A 16,410-nucleotide genomic window follows, 5' to 3' on the forward strand; every position below is an offset into this window, starting at 1 on the left:
GACCTCGTTTTTATGAACAAGAAACCTTTGATACAGTGACTCATTGGACTGTTGTCAAAAAGTTTGATTTCTTAATTTCCCCAAGCAATCAAGAGATACAAGAGACTTGAACCAAACATATCTGCGAGAGCATGCATGAGAAAGAATGGCAGTAAATTCTTGACTACATACTTGTACAAGAAATAATAAAAGAGACCATAAACAAGCCCAATAACCAAGGCCCAAAGCAATCCTTGATAGGTATGGAAAGAAATCCGTATAATTACCGAGTAGACTAGAGCTAACCACTTGTGCTTTTCTTTTACTGAAGTCAGTAAGCCTAAGAAGAAAAATTCTTCATAAAAACCATTTAGTAAAGCATAGCAAATCGCCATTGGCGTTAAAGCCATGAATTTTCGAATGATTTCCATAGGGTCTATAAAAGGAATCAACTGAGGATTAAAATAATTATACTCACCACTAAGTGTTGTAATGATATCACCGAATATCCCAACTACAGCAAAGATAAGGGGAACCCAAATTAAAACAGACCAGTTCCAACGTATAGGAAGTTGTTTAAAATCATAATTTCGAATCACAAGATAAAGGAAGGTAATCCCTAACATCATCAATTGAAAATTGAAATTACTAGAATAAGCTGCTCCATCACTTGCTACATTTGTCGTAGTTTCTGCGACACTAGTAAGAGTTGAAGGCGATAAACTCTCCATAAATTGCTGGGTAGAACGAATGATAAACTCTCCAAACATTAAAACAGTGATGATGAGGATATCGAACCATTTTAAGTATCTTAGAGGTTTAGCAGGATTAATACTTTGTAGCAAATTCATATTTCCTCCTTATCTTTAAATGTATGGATTAATTATAACCATTCATTCTTAAAGTTATATGAACCATCTTGCTAGAAGATTAAAAAACAGCCTTATCAAAGACTGTTCATGTAAATTAAACTAAGTAATGTTTCTTCTCCAACATTAAATCCTTCAATGAAATGATAGTCACGGCTAATAAAATCATTGCCATACCAAGAAAATCTACAGGATAAAAGATATCCCCCATAATCATGAAGGCAAAAAATACTGCCGAGATAGGCTCAATAGAAGCCAAAAGACTAGACTTGACTGGTCCTATCATACTAGCTCCCTTGAGGAAGGCTGTATAGGCAAAGACCGTTCCAATCAGAATGATGCCGGCAAAAGCTAGAAAGATATCAAAAGATATAGGAATACTAGCCCCGATAAGCCCCGTAAAAGGTACTGCTAGTATACCTGAGATGGTCATTCCAACACCAATAACCAAAATGCTCCCCCATTTTTGAATCAATTTTATGGGTAAAATGATATAAAGAGCATAGGTTAGGGCCGAGAACAAACCCCAAAATAAACCAGCTGGAGTCATCGAGAGTTGATCCAATTGCCCATGGGTTGCAATAAGAAAGGTCCCACCTATAGCTAAAAACATAGAGATGATTTCTGAAAGCGTCGGAGCCACCTTATCCTTGATACAAGTGTAAGCAAGGATTCCAACTGGACAGACATACTGGAGAACTGTCGCTGTCCCAGCATTTGTCTCCTGAATAGCTGAAAGATAAGCTAATTGATTTAGAAAAAGACCAAATAAAGAAAATAGCAAGAGAGAAAACAGACTTGATTTATCCTTCAGAAAGGCCATAAATTTATCCCTTGATTTAGTATAAGCCAGAAGAACCAAGAGTAATCCAGCGATTATCAAACGGATATTGGTCAGAACGAGAGCTGAAATCCCGTGAACCATCAAGTACTGACCACTGGTTCCCGATAAGCCCCAGGAAATACCTGCAATTACAGTATAAAGAGTTCCTTTTAAAACTTTTGACATACTTCCTCCCTAGTCTGCCTCTCGAATCAAGTCCATGACCTGATTACGGTCCAATATCCATTGGGCACGCTCATCTTTTTCATAAGTTCGATTGGATAAAAAGATAGCAGCTTCTTGTTTCTTACGATTCCACATGATAAAGGTCCCAGTATAACCTGTATGGTCCAGCCAATCACCTTCAAGATTCCAGGCCAATGAGCGTTCTTTATCATTCAGATCCGAAAAATTCTGACTTAAGTCTGTAGAAAAATCATCCTGCAAATAATGCTCTAGAAAGATTTTTAAATCATGAACTGTTGAAAACAAGCCTGCACTACCAGCATGCTTTCCAAGCAAACGAGCCTTGGGATCATGGACCACTCCTGCTTTCTGTCCACGGACCGTTGGAACAGCACAGCTAACTGGACCAAACTGAGTTTCTTTCATTCCCCAAGGATTCAAAACTTGCTCTTGTAGAATCTGATCCAAGTCCTTTTTAAAATAGTTTTCCAAGAGAAAACCTAGCAAGAGAAAATGCACATCCGAGTAGAGAAAGGCTCTCTTCTCTCGGCGATTCAAATGATACATGGCATTCCTCAACTGGTCTTCTGAAAGCTGATCCCTATTGGGGATATAGGGGTCCAAATCTGTCGCATGCGTTAGTAATTGTCGAACAGTGATGTCTGGATAATCCACTTCTGGAAGATAATCTCTTATGGAGTTATCTAGCTCAATCTTACCTTCCTTCCACAAGAAAGATAAGACTGTTCCAACTCCAACAACCTTGCTGACACTTGCCAAATCATAGACCAAACCCTCACGAGTCTGCTCACCAATTTCTGGATTTGCTTCTCCTAGATACCAGTCAGACCAAACGCCATCCTGATAATATGCAAAAGAGGCACCAGGATAAATCCCTGCCTCAATTTGTTGCTTTATTTTTTGAATGATTTTTTGTTTCATACTGCTTCAAACCACAATTCAATATTGTTGGTATCCTTAGTTAGGAAAAACTTCTCAGATTTTGGAATAAAGTAACCAGCTTCTTCAAAACGCTGACGCAATACAGGCAAATCTAAATTCTCTACTTGAAATTTCAACATGGACAAGTCCCAAGTTACATTATTTTCAACCAGCAAATCACTACCTTGAGCTTGATTAAAAGCTAGTCGATTTTCGATTTCTTCTTTTTCGAGTAGACTAGCTGTCTTTTCTGGCAAGTTAATTTCCACCGAGATTTCAAAGGCTGTCAAATATCTCATCTTGTCATCTTTTGAAAAAGTGACTTCTTCCTCAACTTTATTCAAATCTTTGATATCATCTTCCGCATGGATAAGGACACAATCTCCTTCCGGAGAAAGAACCTCAAAAGCATAGCCCTTGTTTCCTTTATAGAGGCGAGGACGTTTTTCCATTCTAGCTAGTAAGGCTTCAATTTCAGATGCATTTTCTACCTTTACAAGTAGTCTAGCTAATTTTTTAATCCCTTCAACCTTACGGCTTCTCATACTTGGTGATTCTTCTAAAACTAACTTTTCAATACCTGATTGGTCTCCTAAAGATAAGAAGGCTGACTCTTCAAGCAAGGGTTTCATCCCCAAAGTCTCAATATAAAATGATTCATTTAAATTTCTATTATTTACCTTTAGCGTCGGGATCATACGCTTTATTTGATTTACAATCATAAATTCCTCCAACACTTTTTATTTTAAAGGATTTTATCTTTTTTTACAAGTTATTCAATAAAAAACTTTAACTATATTAACTCTTTAAATTAAATTCCCCCTTCTGTTTGTAGAAGGGGGGGCTTGAGTGTTTTTACTAAAATACCTTATTTAGTCTTTCCAAGCTAGTGTTGCTTGGAGACCATAATGATCGCTCACCTGTGGACTGTTTTTACCATCAAAGACGACGTGAAGGTTTTTTACCTGCATATCCTTTGTCGTAAAGACATAATCAATTCGAAGTGGTTCGCTGTTCCCCTTCCAACCATCAATTTCAGGCGGAACAGTAAAGCTTCCACTTCTTTCTTTTGCAACTTCATATGCATCTTGTAAGACTAGTGGACTAGCTAGAATAGCTTGGTAACCCTCTTGGCCTGCAGGATTATTGAAATCACCTGCTAGTAAGAGTGACTTGTTCAATTCTTTCAGAACCGCTTCAAAGCGTACCCATTCCTCTTGGAAGCCTTTATCCCACCAAGAGAGATGGACACTGGCAACTGCAAGCTCTTTGCCTTCAACTACTGTTTCTGCTAAAGCAACTCGACGAGTATGATAGTCTGTTGGATCATCTACATCTGAAACCAAAATTTCACGCGCTTCAATTGGTGTTTTAGATAGGATTGCAACACCTTCATGGTAACGATCATAACCGATATGGTTGTAGGCCCAAGTCCAATAATAATTTTGACCATGCTCAGCCAACTTCTCTACCAAAAGTCGCACATAATGGTCTTGATGAATCGGCTCAGCTGATGGTAATGGCTGATAAAGTGGGCCAGCTTCTACTTGCGCTGAAGTGATTTCTTGGTTGATTTCCTGAAAACAAATCAAATCATAACTGTTTTCAAGGATATCTTGAAGTAAAAGTTGAAACTTTTGTTCAGGTTTTTTTTCCATCCAACTATGGGTATTGAGTGTTAAAAACTTCATGCTTTTCTCCTATTAAACAAGAGGTTGGAAACAGTTTCCAACCTCCTAAATATTACAATTCTACTTTTGCAACTGCTGTTTTAGCTGCAAGAGAACCTGTTTGTTCTAATTTAAATGATTTGATTGCATCACCATTTGTGAAGACAACTACAGTTGTAGTTTCACGACCAGCTTCACGGATAGCACCCAAGTCAGCTGTGACAAGAAGATCACCAGCAGCAACCTGTTGTCCTTCAGTAACACGAACTGTAAATGGTTTTCCTTCAAGACTTACTGTGTCCAAACCAATGTGAACAAGTACTTCAAGGCCTGCTTCAGTCACAAGACCAAGAGCGTGTTTAGTTGGGAAGATACTTGATACAGTACCTGATACTGGAGATACAATGTTTCCGTTTGATGGTTCTACTGCAAATCCATCACCCATCATTTTTTGTGCGAATACAGGATCCTTCACTTGATCCAATTCAATCACTTGACCGTCAGCAACTGAGTATACTTCTTCAGTCACACCTTTGTATACAACAGCATCTTGTTGAGCTGCTGCTATTTGACTTGGAAGAGTTTCAGGAATCACTTCACCTGAGTCAAGAAGGTCTTGGATATCTGATTTCAAAACGTCAGCTTTAGGTCCGTAGATAGCTTGGACACCTTGTCCTTTCATGACAAGTCCCATAGCTCCTTCAGCTTTCCATTGTTCTTCTGTTCCAACTTTATCACCGTCTTTAACTGTTACACGAAGACGAGTCATACAAGCATCTACATCGACGATGTTAGCACGTCCACCAAGAAGGTTAATGATGTTAACAGCTTGAGAAGCTTCTGCAACTTTTGACTCACCAGAAGCAGCAGATTCTGATGAACCTTCAGCAGTTTCGTAGTTTCCGTTACGTCCTGGAGTAGCATAGTTGAATTTTTGAATCATGAAGTTGGCGATAAAGTACATGATAACTGCAAATAGTGCTGTTACCCAGATAAAGTTAATGATATCCATACCAAGACCAGCATTGATAGCTAGTGGAGTACGAGTCAAGAATTCAATCGAACCGAATGAGTGCACACGCAGGTGAACAATATCAGCCATAGCAAAGGCAGCACCTTGAACAACAGCGTAGACAAGGTAAAGAGGTGTTGCAACGAACATGAACATATATTCAATTGGCTCAGTAACACCAGTCAAGAAAGTTGCAAGAGCTGTCGCAATCATCATACCTTTGTATTGGTGTTTCTTGTCTGCTTCAACATTACGGTAAATCGCAGCAGCCACACCCATCAAAATACCGAATGAACCAATCATTTGTCCAACTTTGAAACGAGCTGGATGAACTGTATCTAGCAATGTTTGGTATTGGCTAGCATCAGTACCTTTAAGGTTTACAAGGTCTGTTACCCATGCAAGCCAAAGTGGATCTTGTCCAAATACTTGAGTGCCTTTTGCTGCACCAGTTAAAATATCGTAAGTACCACCAAGAGCTGTATAGTTCATTGGGATAGTCAACATATGGTGAAGACCAAATGGCAAGAGCAAGCGTTCCAAAGTACCATACAAGAATGGTGCAAGAACTGGTGCTGTTTCTTGTGAATTAGCAATCCAGATACCGAAGTTGTTGATACCTGTTTGAACAACTGGCCAGAAAGCTGAAAGAAGAATTGCAGCGATTGCTGAGCGAAGAATAACTACAAATGGTACAAAACGTTTCCCGTTAAAGAATGAAAGGGCATCAGGAAGTTTACGGAAATTATAGTATTTGTTAAATGCAGTCGCTCCAACAAAACCTGAGATAATCCCTACAAATACCCCCATGTTAAGGGCTGGTGACTCAAGTACACTAATGAAGTAATCAGCAACCTTGATAGAGTTACCAAAGAGTGTTGAAACCATAGCGTTAGGATCTTTCAACATATCCCCTGATACACCGAAGATTGTACCAGTGATACGGTTAATAAGGATAAATGCAAGACCTGCCGCAAAAGCACCACCAGCACGTTCTTTAGCCCAACTTCCTCCAATAGCGAGGGCAAACAAAATATGAAGGTTACCGATAACTCCCCAACCAATTTGCTCTAGTACGCCACCAGTAATAACTAGGGGAGCAAGGTTTGGGTCAATCATTGCAAGTGACTTACCGATTGAAATCATCAATCCAGCCGCTGGCATAACAGCGATAACCACCATTAGAGCCTTACCGAATTTCTGCCAAAATTCGAAAGACAAGACATTTTTGAATGTATCTTTCATCATTCAAATCTCCTTTTATATTTATTAGGCAAACGTTTTACGAAAACGTTTGCACTTGTTTGTGACTTAATTATACCACTTTTTATTTTTTTGTAAAGGGGTTTTTAAAAATTTTTTTCTGTCCAATCATTTCAATATCTCTCACTTATTTGCTGACTTTGAGTTTGCGAGTCTTTTCTGATATAATATTAGCTATGAAATCCTATAATACCTTGAATGATTACTATCGAAATTTATTTGGAGAAAAGACTTTTAAAGTCCCTATTGATGCTGGCTTTGATTGTCCAAACCGAGATGGAACTGTAGCACATGGGGGCTGTACTTTTTGCACGGTTTCTGGTTCTGGAGATGCAATCGTTGCTCCTGATGCACCTATCCGCGAGCAATTCTATAAGGAAATTGACTTTATGCATCGTAAGTGGCCAGATGTTAAAAAGTATTTGGTTTACTTCCAAAATTTTACCAATACACATGAAAAACTTGAAGTGATTCGCGAGCGCTATGAACAAGCTATCAACGAACCAGGGGTTGTCGGCATCAATATCGGAACTCGACCAGATTGCCTTCCTGATGAAACAATTGAATACTTGGCAGAATTATCAGAGCGAATGCATGTTACTGTAGAGTTAGGCTTACAAACAACATATGAATCTACCTCTGAATTGATTAACCGTGCCCACTCCTATGAACTCTATGTGGAGACAGTTAAACGCTTGAGAAAATATCCCAAGATTGAAATTGTTGCCCATTTGATTAATGGCTTGCCAGGGGAAACTCATGACATGATGGTGGAAAATGTTCGTCGCTGTGTGACGGATAATGATATTCAAGGGATTAAACTTCACCTACTTCACCTCATGACCAATACTCGGATGCAACGTGATTATCATGAAGGTCGTTTACAGCTTATGAGTCAGGATGAATATGTCAAGGTCATCTGTGATCAGCTAGAAATCATTCCCAAACATATCGTTATCCATCGGATTACGGGTGATGCGCCTAGAGATATGCTGATTGGTCCTATGTGGAGTCTCAATAAATGGGAAGTTCTAAATAGCATTGAGGCTGAAATGAGACGTCGAGGGAGTGTTCAAGGATGCAAGGCTATAAAACAGGAGTTTATGAATGAAAAGACCACTTGAAATGGCGCATGATTTTCTTGCCCAAGTCATCACCCAAGAGGATATTGTCGTTGATGCGACCATGGGAAATGGTCATGATACCCTTTTTCTAGCTAAGTTAGCTAAACAAGTCTACGCTTTTGATATACAGGAACAAGCTCTAGAAAAGACTAGCCAACGTCTCCAAGAAGCTGATTTGACCAATGTAGAATTAATCCTACAAGGTCATGAAACCGTAGATCAATTTGTAAGGGAAGTTAAGGCAGCCATCTTTAATCTTGGTTATCTTCCTTCAGCTGATAAAAGCATTATCACCCAACCTCAAACAACTATTGAAGCACTGGATAAACTTTGCCATATGCTGGTTAAGGGTGGACGAATAGCCATCATGATTTATTACGGGCATGAAGGCGGAGATATAGAACGAGATGCAGTCATGGATTTTGTCAGTCACTTACCACAAGAAGAATATACTGCTGCGATCTATCGCACTCTCAACCAGATCAACAATCCACCGTTTTTAGTCATGATTGAAAAATTAGAAAGGTATCGACATGGATAAACAATACCTACGAGATAAAATCGAAGCTCTTCGTCACAACTTTGTCGAGTCAACCCAACATGAACGGGCAGTTGGTATGTTAGATGAAGCTCATATGAGCAAGAAGATGCTGAAAATCAAGAAAAAAATGATTTCACTTGAAATGGAACGTTGTCAGAAGAAAATCGAGCATAAGGACTGCTCGAAGATTGATCAAAAAATCCAAGAACAAAAGGAACTTTTTGAAGCTTGTCGCAAACAAAAATAAGGAGGTAGAAGATGAATTTACTTTTTTATCTCTTAGTATTTTTACTAGTTCTTATTGTTTCTAGCACGACCAATAAACTTCTTCCCTTTTTACCCATGCCCCTGATTCAAATTTTATTAGGGATTGGAATTGGGCTTTGCTTACCTAACAACCAATATCACTTAGATACTGAGTTATTTCTAGCTTTAGTAATTGGCCCGCTTCTCTTTCGCGAAGCTCAAGAAGCAGATATAACTTCTATCCTAAAGCACTGGAGAATCGTTCTCTACTTGATTTTCCCTGTCATCTTTGTATCAACTCTAAGTATGGGAGGACTTGCCCATGTCCTTTGGGTTAGCTTACCTCTAGCCGCCTGCCTAGCAGTTGGTGCTGCCTTAGGTCCTACTGACCTGGTTGCCTTCGCTTCCCTCTCGGAACGCTTCACCTTTCCAAAGCGAGTTTCTAATATCCTAAAAGGGGAGGGACTTCTGAATGATGCTTCTGGTCTAGTAGCCTTTCGTGTAGCTCTCATTGCTTGGACAACTGGGACCTTTTCAATCGCTCAAGCAGGAATTTCCCTAGCTATTTCCATCGTTGGAGGTTTTGCAGTTGGCCTTATAACCGCCTTCATCAATCGCTCCCTCCACTCTTTTCTCCTCAGCGTACGGGCTACTGATATCGCCAGTGAACTCTTGCTGGATCTCAGTTTACCACTTTTAACATTCTTCATAGCTGAAGAGATTCATGTTTCTGGAATTATTGCGGTTGTTGTCGCTGGTATTTTAAAAGCTAGTCGTTTCAAGAAAATAAATCTGCTTGAAGCCCAAGTTGATACTGTTACAGAGACTGTATGGCACACAGTAACCTTTATGCTTAATGGTTCTGTCTTTGTTATTTTGGGAATGGAACTGGAGATGATTGCGGAGCCAATTCTGAAGAGTGCTTTTTATAACAATGTGCTCCTTCTCATCACTATCTTCCTCTTAACCTTCCTACTCTTTGCCATCCGCTTTCTCATGATTTACGGCTTTTACGCGTTTCGAATAAAGAAACTTCAAAAAAGCCTCCACAAGTATGTCAAAGATATGCTCCTCTTGACATTCTCTGGCGTTAAAGGAACTGTTTCTATTGCCACCATCCTCTTGATACCTTCTAATCTGGAGCAGGAATATCCGCTCCTTCTCTTCCTCGTAGCCGGTGTAACCCTGGTCAGTTTCCTTACTGGATTATTGGTCTTACCACACCTTTCTGAAGAGCAAGAACCATCTAAGGATCATCTCATGCACATCGCTATCCTAAACGATGTTGCCATGGAGTTAGAGAAAGATTTGGAACATACTAAAAACAAGGTTCCCCTCTATGCGGCTATCGATAATTATCACGGACGGATTGAAAATCTCATCCTCAGTCAAGAAAACAAAGAAATCCAAGAAGACTGGGAAGCTCTTAAACTCTTGATTCTCAGTATCGAGAACGATGGTTTGGAACAGGCCTATGAAGAAGGAAAGATTGGAGATCGTGCTTATCGTGTCTACCAACGCTACTTGAAAAGCATGGAGAATAATATTAAGCGAAACTTTGCTTCTCGCCTAACCTACTACTTCCTTGTTTCTATCCGGATTGTGCGTTTTCTCCTTCATGAATTGCTCACATTTGGAAAAACCTTCCGTTCTTGGAGAGACAAAGGAAATCAAAGACTACTAGCCATCGATTATGATCAGATTGCAGAGCTCTACCTAACCAACACTGAAATCATCATCGAAAGTTTGGAAAACCTGAAAGGGATTTATAAGAGTTCCTTGATTAGCTTTATGCAGGAATCACGTCTCCGTGAAACCAGTCATATTACCAGTGGTGCCTTTGTGGAACGGGTTATCAATCGTATCAAACCCAATAACATCGATGAAATGTTGAGAGGCTACTATCTAGAACGTAAGTCTATCTTTGAATACGAAAAACAAAAACTCATCTCAGCCCAGTATGCCAAAAAATTACGACAAAATGTAAACAACCTAGAAACCTATTCTCTAAAAGAAGCAGCCAACACACTACCTTATGATATGATGGAATTAGTTCGCAGAAATTAAGATTTAGGTTATTATTGTGGAGGATTATACAATGAAAAAGTTGTGGAAACAACTAACCAATAGGCCTTTATTGAAAGCTTTTTTGCACTACTATCGTGTTTCAGATATTGAATTAACCAGTGTAGCTGTGGCCTATTATTGGTTGATTTCAATCTTCCCCTTAATTATGATAGCCGTCAATATCTTGCCTTATTTTCAAATTCCAATCTCCGATTTCTTGATCACACTAAAGGAATTTTTACCAGATACGATCTATGATGTAGTAGCAAAGATTGCTCGTGAAGTGCTGACACAACCATCTGCTGGACTCTTGAGTTTTGCGGTAATATCAGCTCTTTGGACATTTTCAAAATCCATGAATTTCCTCCAAAAATCTTTTAATAAAGCTTATGGAATCGCTAAAAACAGAGGGCTTATTTCCCATCAACTGATGAGTCTCCTGGTTAGTTTGGGATTACAGATTCTCTTTGCACTTGCTCTATTCCTAAGTATGTTTGGTCATATGTTATTGGATCTGTTAAAAAACTACTGGAAATCCGAAAGCACTCTATTTTCTTATCTACAGGATTTTACAGGTCCGCTGATTTATGCCTTTCTTTTTGCAATCGTAATCATGCTCTATTATTTCCTTCCGAATGTGAAAGTCGGTCGTATTCGTTACGTCCTTCCTGGAAGTCTATTCGTACTTCTTACTCTCATATCTCTATTAACAATCTTTTCAGCTTATTTCAACAATTATGTTAACTATCTAGTCGACGTTCGATTTTTTAGTTCCATCATCGTTGTTGTCATGATGTTCTGGTTTATAATTATTGCCAAGATATTAATTATCGGTGCAGTGATCAATGCCAGTGTTCAAAGCCTAAAAGACCCGGACTTTAAAGCAAATCAATAATTTTTTATTGATTAATACTCAATGAAAATCAAAGAGCAAACTAGGAAGCGAGCCGCAGGTTGCTCAAAATACTATTTTGAGGTTGCAGATGGAAGCTGACGTGGTTTGAAGAGATTTTTGAAGAGTATAAACAAATCAATCCCCCAGTCATTTAATACTGGGGGATTTTCTTTAGTACTTTATTGTCCACTCGTTAGGGCTTGCAATTCTGTTTTTAGATAGTGAGCCAAATGTTGGTGGGCAAAAATATTGGCATTTTTTTCTGCGGTAGGATTGTAGTTTGTGTTGGTATTTACATCATAAACATAAATATCACCGCTCTCTGACTGAACCCATTCAATTGCTGCAACTTCAATCTGAGCATTTTTAAGGAAGTTTTCATAAGCTTCTCTTCGATCATCTGGTAGAGGTTCTGTAATCTGGAATTTCTCAGACGTTTCCAGTTGCTCTGGCCTCTTGCCAATTTGGCAACCATCTGCTGGGCAAAGTTGGAAACCATCTGAAGAATCGATAGAAACAGTGTATAGAAACTTTTGATTTATAAACTCTGAACGACGAATACGTCCATCACTTGGTTTGATGTAAGCTTGTAACAAGGTAATCCCGTCCACTGATGGTTCAAAAAGGGGACTTTTGACATAAGCTGCCAGTTCCTCTTCATTTTGGAAGAGTTGAACCCCTAAGCCCTTACCTGCTCGATTATGCTTGGTAATCAAAGGATAAATGTTCAATTTTCTTGCTGCTTCAATGATATTTTCTTGACCCAAAACTGCAACTGTCGCGGGAGTTTCAATGCCCGACTCGTTTAACTTCAAATATTGTTTGACTTTACTGATTTCTAGGTTGATAGCACCTGTTCCATTCACAACCTTGCGTCCGTGTGCTTCTAACCAAGTAATCACCTGCTCTGTAAATTCTGGAGCATAGCGATGTCCTCTTGTGTGAGAAGAGGCAGACATGCGATTGTAAAAGATACCCTGTGGCGGTGGGCTTTGAAGGTCCAATATCCCACTAGATAAATCCCACAGTACATAAGGGACTTCTAGTTCTTCCAACCATTTGACCAAATGCTGGGTCCATTCAAGATTCTCATGAATTACATAAACTTTTGCTTCACTCATTACTTATAAACTCCTTAAGAAAAGCTGACTGATAATTGGCTTTCCTTTTCTTCTTCTAAAATATATCCTTCTGTTTTTTCGATAACGCTGACTGTTAAGATTTGACCCAAAACATTAATCATAGTACGGCCAGCATTGACAAAGAAATCAACTGCAAAAATCAAGGCTACTCCTTCTACTGGCAAGCCTAACTGAGGTGCTGCAGCTAGTAGAACCACGATAGCTCCTGATGGTACGGTTGCTGCAGTTTTTCCAATCAAGGTCAAAAGCAAAACAGTAAACAAGAGACTTGATAATGAAAATTGAATGCCATAGGCGTGGGCGATAAAGATTGTCGCTACTGAGAAATAAACTGCTGCTCCCTCTAAGTTAAAAGTATATCCTAAAGGAACAACTAAATCAATTGTATGCTCGTCATACCCCTGTTTTTTCAAATCTTTAAGAAGGGATGGCAAGACAACACTAGAACTACCCGTAACAAAGGCCAGGGCCAAGAGGCTCCAATTTTCACGAAAGGCTGACAAATACGGAACTTTAAAGAAGACTGCAATCAAAGGGAAAATAAGGAGAACCGAAACAGCATAAGCCAAATAAGTTCCAATTACAAATTGACCAAGTCCAATCAATTTATCAAGGCCAGTAGTGGCAACATCTTTGGCGATAAATCCAAAAATTCCAATCGGTGATAATTTGATAATTACTGCAACAATCTTGTAGATGGCTTCAATCCAGATTTGGAAACCTTGGATAATTTTCTGAGATTTATCAGACTTAAGATTCCCAATTCCGTAACCAAGAAAGATGGCAAACACGATAATTGGCAATAGAGCGCCATCTGAAAGAGATTTAACGATATTTGATGGAATGAAACCAAGCAAAAATTCGCTGAATTTTACATTATTGGCAATTCCATCAAGGTTACCACCAGTTTGACCGATATTCACTCCTTGACCAAATCCTAAATAGTAACTAGCAAATACAAACAAAAGAGTAATAGCAGTTGTTACTGCGAAAAAGTAAACCAAACTCTTGGTCAAGATTTTCCCAAAAGATTTTTTCCCGATAACACCAGCTACCGCAACAACGATAGTTGGGAAGATTAAAGGAATGATAACCATATTGATCAATTTAATAAAGGCTTGACCTAAAAATTGATAAAAACCTGCAAATTGTGGCCAGATGACCGCAGCAATCACACCCAAGACCAAAGCCACCAATAATTGGATACCAAGTGAGAGTTTTGACCATAACGTAACTAATTTCATAAGAAACTCCTTTGTTTTATTTGCTACTCATTCTACTATTCTTCACTTCTGACTAATATATATTTTCTATGGTGAACATAAAAAAGATTTATATTGAGGACTCAAACTATCATTGTATCGAACACATGATTTATTCTGATCAAGCAGGAATTATAAAATCTGTTTCTTACCAATGATTTTTTGCTAAAACAGTGATAAATCAAGGAATTTACTTTTCTATTCTCTAAATTTTATGATACAATAATGGTATGATTTTAATGAAACTTGCTTCCATCTTGCTTTTGGTACTAACCTTAGCTCTGGCGATTATTTTAAGCAGACTCTTTAAGTTAAAAAAAAGGGGCATCAATGCTGCTGATTTAGCTTTTCCTTTTCTAATTTTTGAATACTATTTGATTACGGCTAAGATGTTCACACACAATCAACTTCCAGTATTGGTAACGGCCTTATCAATACTAGCAATTGTGTTAGTCTTTTTCTTCTTAAATAAAAAACGTAGTTTTTATTATCCAAAATTTATTAAATTCTTTTGGCGAGCTGGATTTTTACTAACACTGCTCATCTATATCATCATGATTGTTCAAATTTTCGTGATGAAATAGTCAACTATAGCATTACAGTCCACCAGCACCTCGATCTTGGTCACTAAATGTTCCATATGCGGCACTTTTCTGATAAAATTATAAAAAAATAAAAATAGGAGATTAATCAAGTGAAAAAAACGCTCTTGGCAAGCGCCATTACGCTTTCAGTATTTGGTCTAACAACCAACCTTAGCTATGCTGAGGAGAACAAAGTACAGTCAACCCCAGTAGAAACAACACACAGTGAAACCTCTACTGACAAAGTGGAGAAAAACAGTCTCCCAGCCAAGGAAGCTGAACCTTCAACTGAAGCAAATGCCAATCAAACGACAAATCCAGCTAAGAAAGAAGAAGACAAGGCTCCTGAAGTCCAAAAAGAAGGTTGGGTATTAGAGGAAAACCACTGGCGCTTCTATGAAAATAATGCCCCTGTTCTTAACTGGAAAAAAATTCAAGGAAAATGGTACTACTTCAACAAAAATGGAATCATGCTGAGTGATACTATTTTTGATGGATATATCCTTACTAGTAGTGGGGCAATGGTCGATTCTGGTTGGAGTAAACTCCAAGAAAAATGGTATTACGCTAACGCTTATGGAAAAATTTCTCAACAAAAATGGGAAAAGATCGGTGGTGTCTGGTACTATTTTGATCAAGACGGTGTCATGCTCAGCAACACGATTTTTGACGACTATCTGTTTACTAATAGTGGTGCCATGGCTGAGAGTTCTTGGGTCAAGCAAGATGGGCAATGGTATTATGCCTCTGCTTCTGGTAAATTAATCAAAAACAAGTGGGACAAAATTAGTGGTACCTGGTACTACTTTAACAAAGATGCTACTATGGCAAGCAACCAATGGCAAGGTAGCTACTACCTAAAAGCTAGCGGTGCTATGGCTGAAAAAGAATGGATTTTCGATAAAAATTATGATAGCTGGTTCTACTTGAAATCTGGTGGTGCTTACGCAGCACGTGAATGGATTGGCTCCTACTACCTCAAGGCAGGTGGCTACATGGCTAAGAGCGAATGGATTGACGACAGCTACTATAAAGCTCGCTACTATGTAGATGAAAATGGAGTCTATGTTACAGGTACCTATAAAATCGATGGAAAAGACCAGCAATTTCAAAGTGATGGAAAATGGCTTGGCGAAGCTTCTACAAGCCACGGGTTTGAAAAAGGGAAATACAACAATATCATCTTCCTAGATCCAGGTCATGGTGGTAAAGACCCTGGTGCCGTTTACTATAACACTAATGAAAAAGACCTCACTATGCTAGTTTACAAGAAACTTCGCAAGGAACTCGAGGGACTTGGTTATACAGTTCTTTCTTCAAGAGACAGTGATGTCTTTGTAGACTATGTCACCGAACGTTCAAGAATGGTTAATAATACTGACTCAGATATCTTTATCAGTATTCACTTCAATGCTACTGGAAATCCAGCTTCAAATACGGCTGGGATTCAGACTTATTCTTATGAAGCAGACTCTAGTTATCCTTCTAAGATTAATCCATACTGGCATAACCATCCTGACCGTATCAGTGAAAGTAATCGACTTGCGGCAGACATCCACTCTTCACTATTAGCTGAAACTGGTGCTAAGGATGCAGGTCGTCTACGAAGGAGCTTTGCTGTCCTTCGAGAAACTAATAAACCAGCCGTTCTATTGGAATTGGGATATATTGACAATTTCAATGAGAATCAACAAGTCCGCAGTGATGCCTACCAAAACAGATTGGTTGCAGGTATTGTAAAAGGGATTCAAAAATATTACGCAGGTCAATAAAGAAAAAGTCTCGAGAATATCTCGAGATTTTTT

15 protein-coding genes are annotated in these 16,410 nt (G+C 38.8%); 7 read left to right on the forward strand and 8 right to left on the reverse strand.

Annotated elements, in window-relative coordinates; genetic code table 11:
• Positions 1-71 precede the first annotated feature (71 nt).
• The 6 genes from O3633_RS02420 to O3633_RS02445 all read right to left on the reverse strand — a co-directional run bounded on the left by O3633_RS02420 (position 72) and on the right by O3633_RS02445 (position 6,729).
• Complete coding sequence (locus O3633_RS02420; protein ID WP_371620254.1) at positions 72-830, reverse strand: CPBP family intramembrane glutamic endopeptidase; 759 nt, start codon at positions 828-830, stop codon at positions 72-74.
• A 115-nt stretch (positions 831-945) separates the two neighbouring features.
• Entirely contained in the window at positions 946-1,857 is a 912-nt protein-coding gene (locus O3633_RS02425) for a DMT family transporter (protein WP_371620255.1), read from the reverse strand.
• 9 nt (positions 1,858-1,866) lie between these two features.
• Entirely contained in the window at positions 1,867-2,799 is a 933-nt protein-coding gene (locus O3633_RS02430) for a serine hydrolase domain-containing protein (RefSeq protein ID WP_371620256.1), read from the reverse strand.
• Positions 2,796-3,521 (reverse strand): CppA N-terminal domain-containing protein, encoded by a 726-nt coding sequence (locus tag O3633_RS02435; RefSeq protein WP_371620257.1) that lies wholly within the window; start codon positions 3,519-3,521, stop codon positions 2,796-2,798. Before O3633_RS02435 ends, O3633_RS02430 begins: the two co-directional genes overlap by 4 nt.
• A 150-nt stretch (positions 3,522-3,671) precedes the next feature.
• On the reverse strand, positions 3,672-4,490 hold the full coding sequence (locus O3633_RS02440) for an endonuclease/exonuclease/phosphatase family protein (protein ID WP_371620258.1): 819 nt from the start codon (positions 4,488-4,490) through the stop codon (positions 3,672-3,674).
• Positions 4,491-4,542: 52 nt separating this feature from the next.
• Positions 4,543-6,729, reverse strand: a complete 2,187-nt coding sequence (locus tag O3633_RS02445; protein ID WP_371620259.1) for a PTS transporter subunit IIBC — start codon at positions 6,727-6,729, stop codon at positions 4,543-4,545.
• Between the two features lie 191 nt (positions 6,730-6,920).
• Between O3633_RS02445 and mnmL the strand changes: the two genes are divergently transcribed.
• From mnmL to O3633_RS02470, 5 genes are read left to right on the forward strand one after another with little or no spacing between them, the layout of a single operon-like run.
• Positions 6,921-7,868: a tRNA modification radical SAM protein MnmL/YtqA gene (mnmL, locus tag O3633_RS02450; RefSeq protein ID WP_371620260.1), complete on the forward strand. Its 948-nt coding sequence runs from the start codon at positions 6,921-6,923 to the stop codon at positions 7,866-7,868.
• Complete coding sequence (mnmM, locus tag O3633_RS02455) at positions 7,852-8,409, forward strand: tRNA 5-(aminomethyl)-2-thiouridylate-methyltransferase MnmM (RefSeq protein WP_000828448.1); 558 nt, start codon at positions 7,852-7,854, stop codon at positions 8,407-8,409. Before mnmL ends, mnmM begins: the two co-directional genes overlap by 17 nt.
• Positions 8,402-8,656: a hypothetical protein gene (locus O3633_RS02460; protein ID WP_248035915.1), complete on the forward strand. Its 255-nt coding sequence runs from the start codon at positions 8,402-8,404 to the stop codon at positions 8,654-8,656. Before mnmM ends, O3633_RS02460 begins: the two co-directional genes overlap by 8 nt.
• Before the next feature lie 11 nt (positions 8,657-8,667).
• Positions 8,668-10,722 carry a cation:proton antiporter gene (locus O3633_RS02465; RefSeq protein WP_371620261.1) on the forward strand — a complete coding sequence of 685 codons (2,055 nt, stop codon included), beginning with the start codon at positions 8,668-8,670 and terminating at the stop codon, positions 10,720-10,722.
• A 31-nt stretch (positions 10,723-10,753) separates the two neighbouring features.
• Positions 10,754-11,617, forward strand: coding sequence for a YihY/virulence factor BrkB family protein (locus tag O3633_RS02470; RefSeq protein WP_371620262.1), 864 nt, complete (start codon positions 10,754-10,756; stop codon positions 11,615-11,617).
• Positions 11,618-11,796: 179 nt separating this feature from the next.
• Here O3633_RS02470 and O3633_RS02475 read toward each other — a convergent pair whose 3' ends face one another.
• Together O3633_RS02475 and O3633_RS02480 are read right to left on the reverse strand one after the other, a co-directional pair.
• The gene (locus tag O3633_RS02475; protein WP_371620263.1) at positions 11,797-12,738 is read right to left on the reverse strand and encodes an ATP-grasp domain-containing protein; all 942 of its coding nucleotides are present in this window, start codon (positions 12,736-12,738) and stop codon (positions 11,797-11,799) included.
• 14 nt (positions 12,739-12,752) lie between these two features.
• Positions 12,753-14,003, reverse strand: a complete 1,251-nt coding sequence (locus O3633_RS02480) for a dicarboxylate/amino acid:cation symporter (RefSeq protein ID WP_371620264.1) — start codon at positions 14,001-14,003, stop codon at positions 12,753-12,755.
• A gap of 248 nt (positions 14,004-14,251) precedes the next feature.
• Between O3633_RS02480 and O3633_RS02485 the strand changes: the two genes are divergently transcribed.
• Positions 14,252-14,605, forward strand: a complete 354-nt coding sequence (locus O3633_RS02485; protein WP_371620265.1) for a DUF3397 domain-containing protein — start codon at positions 14,252-14,254, stop codon at positions 14,603-14,605.
• Between the two features lie 110 nt (positions 14,606-14,715).
• Positions 14,716-16,377 carry an N-acetylmuramoyl-L-alanine amidase gene (locus O3633_RS02490; RefSeq protein WP_371620266.1) on the forward strand — a complete coding sequence of 554 codons (1,662 nt, stop codon included), beginning with the start codon at positions 14,716-14,718 and terminating at the stop codon, positions 16,375-16,377.
• Positions 16,378-16,410 lie beyond the last annotated feature (33 nt).

The organism is Streptococcus sp. 27098_8_22 (assembly GCF_041432415.1).
In the GTDB taxonomy this organism is placed as follows: domain Bacteria; phylum Bacillota; class Bacilli; order Lactobacillales; family Streptococcaceae; genus Streptococcus; species Streptococcus pseudopneumoniae_M.